The organism is Bradyrhizobium sp. USDA 376, assembly GCF_054063675.1.
Genome location: NZ_JBSSGN010000002.1, coordinates 75,379 through 88,104, shown reverse-complemented (window position 1 = coordinate 88,104; position 12,726 = coordinate 75,379). Strand labels below are relative to the sequence as shown.

Here is a 12,726-nt window from a genome sequence, read left to right as displayed (position 1 = left end):
GTATGTGCTGGACGCGTGCATCCCAACTGCTCTCATCGATCATGCTCCGGCCACCTGTCGCTCACTTCACTCACTCCACCAAAGCCACATCCTGCAGCTCGCCCAGAACAATCCGAAACCAATTGTTGATAAATCTGCAAAACGATTTGACGCGAACGTTTTATCTGCTTCACGATACAACTTTTACTTGTTTATACAACTCGAATTCAGAGATCTCGCACCCTTTCCAAATCTTGGTTTGGAGACGCTCATGTCCGCACCAAAAAACATCATCCTGCTGTCCGACGGCACCGGAAACGCAGCGAACCGCGTATGGAAATCGAACGTCTGGCGTGTTTTCGAAAGCTTGGACCTCCGCGGAGAGGAACAGATTGCCTTTTACGACGATGGCGTCGGCACATCGTCCTTCAAGCCCCTTGCCATACTAGGTGGCGCGTTCGGCTGGGGTCTCAAACGCAATGTGCTTGATATCTACAAATTCCTTTGCGTGAACTACACGCCCGGCGACAAAATTTACGGTTTCGGCTTCAGCCGCGGCGCCTTCACGATGCGCGTCGTAATCGGCCTGATCCTTAATCAGGGTCTCGTCACCGGCAACACCGAAGAAGAAATTTACCAGCAAGCCAAGATGGCGTACCGCGCTTACCGGTCGGAGCGCTTTCACACACTTCTTCGCCTTGAAAGTATTGGTCGGCTCCTGCGCAACGTAGTGCTCTACCTCTTGGGCAATCGTTACGACCAGAAAAAAAATACACCGGTCACGAGCATCGAATTCCTCGGCTTGTGGGATACGGTCGCGGCCTACGGGTTACCGGTAGATGAAATGGCGCGGGGCGTCAGCCAATGGATCTTGCCACTGGAGCTGCCTGACAGGACATTCAACCACCAAAGGATCCAGCGCGCCTGTCATGCGCTGTCGCTCGACGATGAGCGCACCACCTTTCATCCTGTCCTTTGGAACGAAAACGGTGTTCCAAAGGAAAAGCTCTCTCAGGTCTGGTTTTCCGGCGTACATTCAAATGTCGGCGGTGGGTACCCCGACGACTCCCTGGCGCACATACCTCTGTTTTGGATCATGAAGGAAGCGGAGGCCCGCGGCCTTCACTTCAAGACGGCGCCGAATAAACCGAACGATCCCGATCCCGATATGATCGTCTATGCCGAATGGCGGCGGGACAAGGATGGCCGTCTCTACGACTCTCGGAACGGCTTGGGCGGCTATTACCGCTATGGCCCTCGCAAAATCGATGATCTGAGTCACATGCGCTTTTCTTTGCGCAAGACTGATTTGGTCGACAACGGTCCACCGGTTATTCACGAAACAGCCATCAACCGCGCGCGCAAGGGCGCCCATCGCTACGCGCCCATCGGCATTCCCGAGAAGTACACGGTCATGACCGATAACGGCATTCAGCCGCAGGTAAGCTACGAAACCTCGACCGACGCGCAGGCGCGGTGTAGCAATCAGGAAGAAGTTTGGAACGTGGTTTGGCGTCGGCGTTTCATCTACTTCGTTACGGTGTTCGCGTCGCTCTATACCCTGATTTATCCACTGGCCACCAAAGTCGACAGTTCCGCCGAGTATGCCACCGAGCTTACATTGGTTTCTGCCGCTATCCGTGGCTTGGGCCAGATCTTGCCCGGCGCTGTGTCCATCTGGATTGAAGCTTACGCGCGAGACCCTAGCCACTTTTTGGTGCTCGGAATCATTGTCATCGCACTTATCTGGCTCGGCGTATGGCTAGGTAGCAACATCGAAGACAGGATGGAGCGCGTCTGGCGCAATTTTTCGCCGGCGAAGCTGACGATTCTCCAGGTGCTTGGCGGACTGCTCTTGACGGCCATTGTCGCCTACGCCGTAGCGCATTCTTATCTTCCTGCGCGTTGGCCCGCGATCGATTTTCTGAATAACCATGTTACGGAACCGGTCAGTGCGATCCTAGTCTGCACACTCCTGGCACTCTATACGCCGCCTTTCCTGGTCAAACATCTGCGCAACGCCGCACTGTATCGATACTCAGTCCGCAGCGTTAAGATGATAATCTTGCCGCTTTTGTTTGCGGTGAGCTTTTATGCACTCGCCCTTCTTTTTGGCAGCCATCTCGCCTTCAGCATCGAAGATAGCTTCGGGATGGTCTGCCCCACCAGTAGGAACATCGCCGATAAGCCCAACGCCGAAAAACCTAACCAGGGTTTGGAGGCCTGCCCCGCTGCGACCGTTGCTTCCTGTCATACGGGACAGCCCACCTGCGACGACGGTCGCGTCGTATCCTGTCTTGAAGGTACGGCAACCTGTGAATTGCGCATACGCCCGGCGGCGGAATGCAATCCCCGAGCCCGAAACTGCGAGTATCGTGTTCCAGTTTGTAAGACGGCGGCCACTGCTCAACCCACCAACGCATCTCCAGTAAGTGCAGGTTTCGCCATATGCCCCTCAAGCTGCGAGATCCGTCCGAACTCTATCGATCGCGTGACAAAGAACATCGACAATCTTCTGAGGACCGATTCTGTCTGCAAGGGCACGGGGATATGGGTTGAGCAAGGCCAGAAATATCGGGTGAAGATAACGGCCCCGCCGCCCGGTGCCGCCAACGGGTGGAAGGACGGCCACTTCACGGTAAGCACGCGTGGTGTCGATGTCTCCAACCTAAACCTGTGGGATCGCTTCCGGCAGGTGATCTATTGGCCCCTCAAGCGTCATTTGTTCGTCGAGCCGTTTAAGGTGATAGCGCGCGTTGGATCGACCGGGAATGACGAGCGGGTCCTTGAGCCGAGCGACAATCCCAAGTCAAACAACCTCGAAGCCATTGTAGTTCCTAGGCGGGATGGAGAGCTTTTTCTCTATGTCAACGACGCGGTCTGGGCCCATGATTGGACGACCTTCTACAAGGACAACTCAGGTTCGGCGACCATCGCGGTGAGCCGAGCGGACGATTGACGCAGCTCGCGCGACGCATGAACTGACGATTGCGTGCGCTGCGAGCTGATTAAACCTGTTGTATCGGGCAAGAGCTCATCAACGCTTATAGCGCGGCCTTCATGGCGGTATCGCCCAATGACTCGCCGCGGAGGTCATCGAGCGCATTGCGGCCGTCTACGCGATCGAGGAGAGGATCCGCGGTCTCGATGCTGGGGAACGCCGCGCGACGCGACAGGCCGAGACGAAGCCGCTGATGGAGGCGTTGAGGGCCCGTCTGATCGCGGTGAAGGACGGGATCTCCCGCCGCTCGACGCTCATCAAGGCGATCGACTACATGCTCGAACGCTGGCAGGGCCTGACGACGTTCCTGGATGACGGGCGGCTCGAGCCGGACACCAACACGGTCGAACGATCGATCAGGCCAATTGCGATCGGAAAAAAGAACTCGTTGTTCAGTGGTGACGAAGGCGGGGGCGAGACCTGGGCGATACTCGCTTCGCTTCTTAACACAGCGAAATTGAATGGCCTCGACCCCGAGGCGTATCTCGTCGACGTTCTCGATCGCAAGGTCCGCGACCGCGGAGCGAGCGGGCCAGGCGACCGCCTCCGCTTCAGTTCGGCAATCCTGCCGCTATGGGCGCGGCGGACGAAGAGCCTGGATGCCTTGATCCCGGTCCTCTATTTGCGCGGCATCTCGACCGGCGACTTCCAGGAGGCGCTCTCGGCGCTGCTCGGCAAGGATGCGCCGAACCTGTCGCCTTCGGTGATCGCCGGCCTGAAGGCCGATTGGCAGGTCGAGTACGAACGCTGGCAGAGACGCGATCTGTCGGCGCGTCGCTATGTCTACATCTGGGCCGATGGCGTGTACCTGCAGGCCCGCATGGAAGATCACAGCGAATGCATGCTGGTGCTGATTGGCACCACGCCGGAAGGCAAGAAGGAGCTGATCGGCTTCCAGGTCGGCGTGCGCGAGAGCGCGCAGAGCTGGCGCGAACTCCTGATCGACCTGCGGCAACGCGGGTTACGGATTGCCCCGCAACTCGCCATCGGCGACGGCGCCCTCGGCTTCTGGAAGGCACTGGACGAGGCCTTTCCCGGCACGCGGCACCAACGATGCTGGTGCCATAAAGTGAGCAACGTACTCGACAAGGTCGCCAAATCCGTGCAGGGCCCCATGAAGAACGACCTGCGGAACATCTATCTGGCCCCACACCGGGCCGAAGCTGAAACCGCGATCGACGTCTTCGTCGAGAAATACCACGTCAAATACGGACGTGCGGTGGAGTGCCTGATCAAGGATCGCCATGCGCTGCTCGCCTTCTTCGACTTCCCTGCTGAGCACTGGATCCACCTACGCAGCTCGAACCCGATCGAGAGCGTCTTCGCCACGGTGCGCCACCGAACGGTGCGGACCAAGGGATCGCTGTCGCAACAAACTGCGAAGCTGATGGTGTTCAAGCTCATCGACGCCGCATCGAAGACCTGGCGGCGATTGAAGAGCACGAACCAGTTGCCGAAAGTCATCGCCGGTGTAAAGTTCATCGACGGAATCGAAGTCATTCCGAACACTGAAAGCCACGCCGCCTGATCAGGCCGCGTCACCCAAAATCAGCCATAGCTCGAATCCCATTCGATCGCATACCGATGCAATGCTTTCGATGCATCAAATCCTAATGGAATAGCCACTGGCGTTCCGCGATACCCATAGTCAAACTTTGCTCCCTCTGAGCCAGGATTATAGAAGACATTGATAAGGAGACATGTCGGACGGTTACCTGCTATTTCAATATCGATCTCCTGGCGAGGCGATGCCCGGTAGAGAAAGAAGCCTGTCACCAGGCCTGATATTTTTGTTGCTTGTAGAGTGGCCTCGAACCGCCCGTACAAAAAGTGGTCTCGGCTTGAGAATGCTGCCGCACTGAAATCGCGAACACCGAGGGATTCTCGGCGGACGACGAGCGAAACGCCACCTTCCGATCGGGCGGACACGTTAGCTGGCCGAAACAGTCCAAGATTTCCAGGAAATGTATCACTCCTCAGCAACCATCGCGCTGATCTGATATCACTCAGATCATCACGAAAGGCCGTCCTCGAACCAAAAGCCAACTGCTCGGTAGTGATCGCGCTAATTCCATTCCACCCGGCGCTCGGCTCTACTATCCATGGCAACCGATCGTGGCGAAGCTGCCTTTCCCGAAATCTTGAAGTCGCATCGGTGACCTCCCGATACTTACGTTGCCCGATTTCTAGGACAACCGGATAGGGCGCCACCGGTGGGGGTAGTCTCAAGTGATCGCAAATCATGCGCCAGCCGCGAGTATCATCATCTCGCTCTAAGCACACGACGTCGGCTCCCTTCAAGACCTCCAGCAAGTGCTCGTTATATGTATCGCCGGCTTCATCGCTCGCAGTGATTATGAACTTTGCGCGCGGGTAGCGCAAAACAAGCTTGCGCAATTCCGGCGCTAGCGAGCCTACGTTAACGTAGGCATCGAACGTGGTCCGTGATCCGGCGAGAAGCCTCCTAAATTCTTCGTCTGGAATCCGATCTAGATCGCTACAGCAACGGTAGCCCAGCATAGAGAGCGCCATCGCAGGATGACAGCCCGGTCCCCGGCTTGCCGAAGGCAACCACTGGGAAATGTTGCGGTCGTTGTTGAAATAGGGCCGCGCTGCTGTAATCGAGAACGCCGATTTTTGTCAGAGCAGGAAGGATCGAATATGAGTTCGTCGATAGGATATCAGGGCGCTGATTGATCACTGGACAACGTAAGGCGAGCACACCGATCTTTTGGAATTGCTGATTGATCCATAGGTCAATTGGACCTCGGCAAGGAAGGAGGTCAAGAAGTGCCTGTGCCCCCCCTTTTTGAGAGAACATAGCCGGATAGGTACCAGAGCCCGCGCTCCGGACGAAATAGGTTGTCGGAAATTAGTTCTTTTGGCGCGCCGTGACGCGCCTCCGCATAAGATAGGTACAGTAGGTCAAATGCTGGCTCCGTCTGGACAGCATCATTCAGTTCCTGCCAAGCTTGATCGAAAACGCGAGCAAAATTGCGTTCGAACCAGACGTCGTCCTCAACCACAAGGGCATAAGAGGCGGCGGATTGCGCAATATCCCGCCAAACACCAATATGCGAGCGGGCGATTGCGATTTCAGCCGGACTCATTCGAATAGGACGAGCTAAGTCAAACTCGTCAGGCAGCGCATGAGGTTGCGGCTCAACGTAGAGCTGATCGGCGAGAGTATAAAACGGATTAATATGCTCTAATACTACAGAGGCGCTCTTGCCGTCGATCGCCGAATACCGCCTCGTTCGCTTTGTCAGCGGAATTCCGTCGGAATCCAGTACGCAATCTAGCCCGTCTTATTCGCGAGAGGGCGCCTGAGAGGCTGGCGAGCGTGGTGTAAAGCGCTGATGCGGCGTAGGATTCGGTTGCGAAGCCAACCCCATCACCTCCAACCGCGAACGCCACGCCCGCCATGACCGACGATACGATTCCGCCCTTCTCGTTTCCAGCCGTTCACGCCAAGAAAGTCACAGCTGCCTTCGATGGTGGGCGCCTAACCTCGAACGGGGGCGTGATGCTTCTGGCGATGGCCGAGCGGCGTCTCGGTTTGGCCGACAATCTGGCCCGGGTGTTCCCGGATCGGCGCGATCCGACGCGGGTCGTGCACAGCCTTGTCGATATGTTCCGCGCGCGCATGTTCGCGATCTGCTGCGGCTACGAGGACGCCGACGACCTCGATCATCTGCGGTCCGATCCGGCATTCAAGCTGGCCTGCGGACGGCTGCCGGACACGGGCCGCGATCTGTGTTCCCAACCGACGCTGTCGCGGCTGGAGAATGCTCCGCGCCTGCGCGACGTGATCCGACTGACCTACATTTTGGTCGACGCATGGATGGATAGCTACCCCCACGAGCCGGCATCCGTCACGCTCGACATCGATGATACCTGCGACGTCGTCCACGGCCATCAGCAGCTCTCGCTGTTCAACGCTCATTATGATGAACGCTGCTTTCTGCCGATCCACGTCTACGACACGGAGAAGAGCCGGCCCGTGGCGGTCGTGCTGCGGCCCGGCAAGACGCCGGGCGGCGTCGAGGTGCGTGCCCATCTGCGCCGCCTGGTACGGCATATCCGCACGCGATGGCACAACACGCAAATTACGTTCCGTGGCGACGGGCACTATGCCCGGCCGGAGGCAATGGCGTGGTGCGAGACCAACGGCATCGACTACATCTTCGGTCTGTCCGGCACCAAGCCTCTCGCCAGAAAAGTCGACGAGGTCGCCGACGACATCCGCACCCGACGCGCCATCGAGAACCTGCCGGTTCTGCGTGGCACCGAGACCCGCCACAAGGCAAAGTCCTGGGATCGCGAACGGCGCACTGTCGCCCGTATTGAGGCGACGATGCTCGGCCTCGACATCCGTTTCGTCGTCACCAGCCTCGATGTCGGCTCGGCCGAGTGGATCTACGACAGCCTGTATTGCGCGCGCGGCCAAGCCGAGAATCTGATCAAGCTGCATAAGACACAGCTCGCCTCCGACCGCACCAGCTGCCGTTCGGCGCTCGCCAACCAGGTCCGTCTCGTGCTCCATACGGCCGCTTATTGGCTGATGCTGACCGTGCGCGACGCCATTCCCAAAGTCCGGGAATTGGCCACTGCCGAGTTCGCGACGCTGCGTCTTCGTCTCTTGAAACTCGCTGCCCGTGTGGTCGAGACCACGAGCCGCATTCGCCTTGCGTTCGCCGCGGCATGTCCCGAAGCCGACCTGATCCGCGGCTTGCCCGGCGCGCTGCTGCCGCTCAGTCCTTGACCGGCGGGGCGTCCGCCCCCCGTTCGCCCAACCTATCCCTCAAGCGCGTTGCAAAGTACGGGTGGTCAGGCGGTGAAAAGCCGAAGGCAATCCTGTGCGCCTCGTCAGACAAGATGTGCGGCCGCATCAATCGGGCCAAAAAGCCGCACTCTCACGAATAGGACGGGCTAGCTTTGCAATACTTTGTCCACGAACACCTTCATCGAACGTCGCGCGGATCAAATTTCGGCCAATTTTGCAGCGGCTTTAGCGTCCGCAAATTTGGCGGTCTTTCTGGATAATGAAAGTCCGAACCTCGTAGCCAACGACCTTCAAATCGGTCCCAGAAAAGGATCGCATCCATCTGCCAGGTGAATTCGTGCACGCGCCAGACGCCATCTTTCTGAATCACCTCGCCGGTTGCGTCGAACGGCAGGCTATTAAGGCGACACAGCGCGTTGATCTCCGCCCAATGCTCTCGGAGATATTGGTCGCGAAGCGCAACATGGTAAGGCCGGTCGGGCCGATAGCGCTTGCCTTCGCCGCGCGGATAGAACCCAAGGCGCGGCATCAGGAATTCCGGAAGTCGCGCAATTGCTCTGCCGATCCGTCGCGCCTCTTCTGAGGTCAGCTTGCCGACGCCAAAACTGTAGCGCTGAGCTTCGTCGCGGCAATAGATCCACGCCAGCGTTACGCCGTTGGCATCCCGCACCACGTAGCACTCGGAATTCTCCCGGACGAGCGTCCAGGGCGGGCTGAAACGACGGCTTGACTCCATGAGAACAACATAAGAACATATGGGTCGGTCGGTCAATCAGGAACAGCGTCGATGTCTTCGGACTCTCAACCGAACGCACAGGACGCGGACGAACTTGAGACCGCGATCGATCAGGCGGTGGCCGCTTGCGGCGGTGATTTGCGCGCGACCGTTCGGGCGCTAATCGTCGCGAACAACTATTTGGAATCGGAAGTCAGCGAACTGATGAAGGCGGTTTCACACGCCTACGTGCGTGGAAGATTTCATACCTACTCCGGATAGGTGAGCTATGCCCCAGGTGACCTATTACGTGGCGCTTCCGTTCGTCGTTGCTGACGATGGTGGCGCGCCCGGAGAGGCTGTGGAATGCTTCAACGCTTCAGCCGTGGTCGTCCGCGCCGAAGTACTATCGCACAAGCCGGGAAATGTCGGAGCAGTCGCCTTCTGCAGATCAGGCGATCCTGCCATGGGCGATTTCGGCGATGCGACGATCATCAGGAAATTCGGCGAAGTGCCGAGTAACCTAAGCGATTTGTGAGAGGCGCTTTACTTCCTGAAACTCTGCGGCCGGGTCAACTTCGACCCGACCGCCATCGCCGAGGCTAATACTCCTCGGCGAGCATGACCGTCTCTCTTCAGCCCGATCGAACATCGGACCGAACGCGAACTGATAAGCTTTCTCTCAAAGCCTCATCAGTCGCCGAGCACCCCTCATCCGGATGCGCTGATCTCTTCCGAAAGGTCATCGCGTCAAACGAACTGATAAGCATTTATTGTGTTGCAGCGATCGGCCGAACGGCTAGAATCTGGCATTCGGTTTGATCGAGATGGCAGGCAAGCAAGCCAAGATACTTTCTGATCAAGCGGCGCGAGACTTGCTCTTCTTCGCCGGCACGACCCGGCACCCGGATAGAAATCGCGTTATCGTCCTCTTGTCGCTGAAGGCAGGCTTGCGCGCCGCCGAGATTGCCAAGCTGACATGGGATATGGTTGAAGGCGCCGAAGGCGAGATCGGCGCGACAATCGAGGTACGGGACAGCGTCGCAAAAAGGCGACACGGCCGCCGAATCCCGGTCCAACAGGATCTGCGACAGGCACTCATCGCCTTACGAAAGCTATCTCCGGGAAACGGACCAATCGCGCGATCGGAACGCGGCGGACCGATGACGCCACTCAGCATCGTGGTCTGGTTCAATCGCGCGTTTCAAGCGATTGGCCTCAGCGGCTGCTCCTCTCATTCCGGACGACGAACCTTCATTACGCGAGCCGCACGGCTCGTTCACAAGGCCGGCGGCTCCTTAAGGGATGTCCAGCTCCTGGCCGGCCACCGTTCGATCCAAACGACCGAGCGGTATATTGATGGCGACAGCGACGCCCAGAGGAGGCTGGTATCTTTGATTTAGCGAAGTCCCTATCATTGGCAGTGCCGGCGCAACCCCGCCGCCCCACCGGAGCGGGGGTCAGATCCGCGGCCAGCTTGATCGGCGCCATTTGCCGCAATGGCACTGGCCTGCCCTCGTTGGCGCCTCAGATCAGCGTCAGCTCACCAGATCCGGACCTCCATCAGATCGTGCGCGCTCGAAGGACACCGCCGCTATTTGACTGGATGGTGGAGACCTTCAGCTTCCAGGGGATTTCGGACAGGGTGGCCGCGTCTTATCTTCACGCCCATGGCGGCATCACCTGGCATGAGATCAGCCAAATGGTGCGTGATCCCGCTTGCCCCCTGTTAGACACTTATTGGACCTACGAGAGCTGCCGCTACGACAAGACTCGGCGCACGTGCAGCCACCCCCGCTACATCCGCCGGTGCCGTCCTGGCGTTCCTGGACTTCGGCGATGGCAATCTCGATGTCCTCGAGAACCAGTTGCATCTGATCGGGATTGAACTTCTCCGAGCGTTTACCGAAACGTGCGCGCTCGTACTCCTTCACGAGCAGTTCGAGGCGTTCGACGCTCTCTTTGGACGCAGCCAGTTCACTCTCGACATGAAGGCGCGCCGAGCATTCATCGTCTGCGCGACGACGCTCGGCTTCAATCATCGCTTCCTGCGCGCGGAAGAGCGCGCGCAAATCGGCGGGCAGCGCTGCAAGACGGGCGGGATCAATGGGGGACGGCGGCACATCCGCAAGCTATCATCCCAAAGCCCCGCGCGAAACAGGTTGGCGGGTCTGAGTCAGTTCGCCGCAGCTGGCGTCGCGACAATCCGTTCGCCCACTCGCTTCCTGATAGTGAGTCTGACGAATCATTTCCGGAGGTGGTCGAGGTTCGGGACCCCCACCATCCTTTGTGGGGGCGCTCATATCGAGTGATTAGGAAGATCGGTCAGCGAGGCCGAGGCATTCCCGCTTCGTATGAAGTTGAGTATCGCGCAGGAAGCAGTCTTCTGATTCAAGCAACCGCAATCGAATATTATGAGCAAGAGGCAAATCAGATTAAGCTGAGTATGGAGGCTCTACTCGAGCTTTTATCGACAGCGGATTGTCCCGACGCACATGAGCATGGATCCAGCCGATCTTTGGTCGACGCTGACGCCCGCGCTCCGACGCCAGATCGTCGAAGACGTCGCCGCAATTTTGGCGGAGATCCCTCATGAAGTCCGAGCTGGTCACACCAAGCCACTTGGCGCGCAAAGCCGTAGTCTACATCCGGCAGTCGACGCCCCATCAGGTCGTAAGCAATCAGGAGAGCCTGCGCCTTCAATACGCGCTTCGCCAGCGCGCCCGCGAACTCGGATGGCGTGAGGCGGCCATCGACGTGATTGATGCCGATCTCGGGTTGAGCGGCGCGTCTATAGCACAGCGTAACGGCTTCAAGGAACTCGTTGGCCGTGTTGGCCTGAGTGAAGTGGGACTCATCCTGTCGATCGACGTGACCCGCTTGGCGCGTAATTGTACCGACTGGTATCCGCTCCTGGATATCTGTGGTCTACGTGGCTGCCTGATCGCCGACCGCGATGGTGTCTATGATCCGGGCACTCCCAACGGACGGTTGCTTCTCGGGCTGAAGGGTTCGATCTCCGAGCTTGAGCTACATACGATCCGCAGCCGGCTGACCGCCGGCCTGCTGGCCAAAGCCGAACGCGGCGAACTTGCGGTTATGCTGCCAATCGGGCTGATGCGGGACCCGAGCGGTGTGGTCGTTAAGGATCCCGACATGGCCGTGCAAGGGCGGCTCGGTCTCGTCTTCCAGTTATTCCTGCAGCTGCGCAGCGTTGCCAAGGTCATGCGAGCGTTGAACGAGCGTGACCTGGAACTGCCGCGTCGTGATCGATATGGCGATTTGTGCTGGACGCGCGCGACGCTGGCTGCCGTCGCGGCGATCTTGAAGAACCCCGCATACGCGGGCGCCTTTGTCTATGGACGAACCCGCTTCCGGCCGCCGAAGCGGGAGGGGGCCCTGCCACAAAAGGCTCCGCGGCCGATGGAGGAGTGGCGGATCGTCGTTAAAGATCGATATCCAGCCTATATCGACTGGCCAATTTATGAAAAAATCCGATCCGTCATCAGAGATAACCGAGCCGAATACATGCGCATCAAAACCCGCGGCGCGCCTCGCAATGGCGAGCTCCTGCTCCACGGCATTGCCTGGTGCGCACGATGTGGCCATAAGATGTACGTCCGCTACAAGGGCGGCGGCGAATATGTATGCAATCACCTGCGTACCCAGGAAGGTCAGCCAACCTGCCAACACATCCGCGCCGCCCATATCGATGCAGCCGTTGGCGACGCATTCCTAACCGCACTAGCGCCGGCCGAACTCGATGCCTTGTCGCGCTCCCGCCGGGTGCAGCAGCAGACGAACAATGCGCTACGCTCCAGTGCAGAACGAGAGCTCGAGCGCAAGCGATACACGGCGGCGCTCGCCGAACGGCAGTTCAACCGAGCTGATCCAGATAATCGGTTGGTCGCCTCGGAACTCGAGCGTCGATGGGAAGCGGCGCTAAACGACGTGCGCGCCGCCGAAGAGGCGCTTGCCCGACAGACGCCGCCCAAAGCCATCACACAAGTGGCCATAAGCAAGGAGCTCAACGACAAGGTCATCAGCCTCACCGGCCGCCTCCCGCAGATATGGGGTGACGAGACTATCTCGGATGCGCATCGCAAGGCGTTGTTGCGATGTCTCATCGAAAAGGTCGTTCTCGACCGCGGTGAGCGCGACTTGGCCCTGGCTAGGATCGTCTGGCGGGGAGGCGCCGTGACGGAGCTCGAAGTGAAGATGAGCGTCAACTCCGTCACCAGATGA

At 58.7% G+C, this 12,726-nt stretch carries 11 protein-coding genes; 7 read left to right on the top strand and 4 right to left on the bottom strand.

Annotated features, from left to right (window positions below):
* Nucleotides 1-250: 250 nt before the first annotated feature.
* Together ACVJ19_RS43900 and ACVJ19_RS43895 are read left to right on the top strand one after the other, a co-directional pair.
* Entirely contained in the window at nt 251-2,938 is a 2,688-nt protein-coding gene (locus tag ACVJ19_RS43900) for a DUF2235 domain-containing protein (RefSeq protein ID WP_453955330.1), read from the top strand.
* Nucleotides 2,939-3,074: 136 nt separating this feature from the next.
* Nucleotides 3,075-4,508, top strand: coding sequence for an IS256 family transposase (locus ACVJ19_RS43895; protein ID WP_453955360.1), 1,434 nt, complete (start codon nt 3,075-3,077; stop codon nt 4,506-4,508).
* Between the two features lie 20 nt (nt 4,509-4,528).
* Here ACVJ19_RS43895 and ACVJ19_RS43890 read toward each other — a convergent pair whose 3' ends face one another.
* Nucleotides 4,529-5,500, bottom strand: a complete 972-nt coding sequence (locus tag ACVJ19_RS43890; RefSeq protein WP_453955331.1) for a family 16 glycosylhydrolase — start codon at nt 5,498-5,500, stop codon at nt 4,529-4,531.
* Nucleotides 5,501-5,763: 263 nt separating this feature from the next.
* A complete protein-coding gene (locus tag ACVJ19_RS43885; RefSeq protein WP_453955332.1) occupies nt 5,764-6,090 on the bottom strand; it encodes a glycosyltransferase family 25 protein in 327 nt (108 codons plus the stop codon).
* Nucleotides 6,091-6,404: 314 nt separating this feature from the next.
* Between ACVJ19_RS43885 and ACVJ19_RS43880 the strand changes: the two genes are divergently transcribed.
* A complete protein-coding gene (locus tag ACVJ19_RS43880) occupies nt 6,405-7,745 on the top strand; it encodes an IS1380-like element ISBdi2 family transposase (protein WP_453955333.1) in 1,341 nt (446 codons plus the stop codon).
* A 199-nt stretch (nt 7,746-7,944) separates the two neighbouring features.
* Here ACVJ19_RS43880 and ACVJ19_RS43875 read toward each other — a convergent pair whose 3' ends face one another.
* Entirely contained in the window at nt 7,945-8,502 is a 558-nt protein-coding gene (locus tag ACVJ19_RS43875) for a hypothetical protein (protein ID WP_453955334.1), read from the bottom strand.
* A gap of 51 nt (nt 8,503-8,553) precedes the next feature.
* Between ACVJ19_RS43875 and ACVJ19_RS43870 the strand changes: the two genes are divergently transcribed.
* The 3 genes from ACVJ19_RS43870 to ACVJ19_RS43860 all read left to right on the top strand — a co-directional run bounded on the left by ACVJ19_RS43870 (nt 8,554) and on the right by ACVJ19_RS43860 (nt 9,884).
* Complete coding sequence (locus ACVJ19_RS43870) at nt 8,554-8,763, top strand: hypothetical protein (RefSeq protein WP_028182458.1); 210 nt, start codon at nt 8,554-8,556, stop codon at nt 8,761-8,763.
* Between the two features lie 7 nt (nt 8,764-8,770).
* Nucleotides 8,771-9,019: a hypothetical protein gene (locus ACVJ19_RS43865; protein ID WP_028182457.1), complete on the top strand. Its 249-nt coding sequence runs from the start codon at nt 8,771-8,773 to the stop codon at nt 9,017-9,019.
* 289 nt (nt 9,020-9,308) lie between these two features.
* On the top strand, nt 9,309-9,884 hold the full coding sequence (locus tag ACVJ19_RS43860) for a tyrosine-type recombinase/integrase (RefSeq protein WP_183232268.1): 576 nt from the start codon (nt 9,309-9,311) through the stop codon (nt 9,882-9,884).
* A gap of 291 nt (nt 9,885-10,175) precedes the next feature.
* Here ACVJ19_RS43860 and ACVJ19_RS43855 read toward each other — a convergent pair whose 3' ends face one another.
* Entirely contained in the window at nt 10,176-10,604 is a 429-nt protein-coding gene (locus ACVJ19_RS43855; protein WP_453955335.1) for a transposase domain-containing protein, read from the bottom strand.
* Nucleotides 10,605-11,073: 469 nt separating this feature from the next.
* Here ACVJ19_RS43855 and ACVJ19_RS43850 point away from each other — a divergent pair, with 469 nt between their 5' ends.
* Nucleotides 11,074-12,726, top strand: coding sequence for a recombinase family protein (locus ACVJ19_RS43850; protein WP_453955336.1), 1,653 nt, complete (start codon nt 11,074-11,076; stop codon nt 12,724-12,726).

Bases quoted from the DNA above. Each gene is read 5' to 3' on its own strand.
- ACVJ19_RS43900 (WP_453955330.1), top strand. From the start codon at position 251: ATGTCCGCACCAAAAAACATCATCCTGCTGTCCGACGGCACCGGAAAC.
- ACVJ19_RS43890 (WP_453955331.1), bottom strand. From the start codon at position 5,500: ATGCTGGGCTACCGTTGCTGTAGCGATCTAGATCGGATTCCAGACGAA.
- ACVJ19_RS43885 (WP_453955332.1), bottom strand. From the start codon at position 6,090: ATGAGTCCGGCTGAAATCGCAATCGCCCGCTCGCATATTGGTGTTTGG.
- ACVJ19_RS43880 (WP_453955333.1), top strand. From the start codon at position 6,405: ATGACCGACGATACGATTCCGCCCTTCTCGTTTCCAGCCGTTCACGCC.
- ACVJ19_RS43875 (WP_453955334.1), bottom strand. From the start codon at position 8,502: ATGGAGTCAAGCCGTCGTTTCAGCCCGCCCTGGACGCTCGTCCGGGAG.
- ACVJ19_RS43870 (WP_028182458.1), top strand. From the start codon at position 8,554: ATGTCTTCGGACTCTCAACCGAACGCACAGGACGCGGACGAACTTGAG.
- ACVJ19_RS43865 (WP_028182457.1), top strand. From the start codon at position 8,771: ATGCCCCAGGTGACCTATTACGTGGCGCTTCCGTTCGTCGTTGCTGAC.
- ACVJ19_RS43860 (WP_183232268.1), top strand. From the start codon at position 9,309: ATGGCAGGCAAGCAAGCCAAGATACTTTCTGATCAAGCGGCGCGAGAC.
- ACVJ19_RS43850 (WP_453955336.1), top strand. From the start codon at position 11,074: ATGAAGTCCGAGCTGGTCACACCAAGCCACTTGGCGCGCAAAGCCGTA.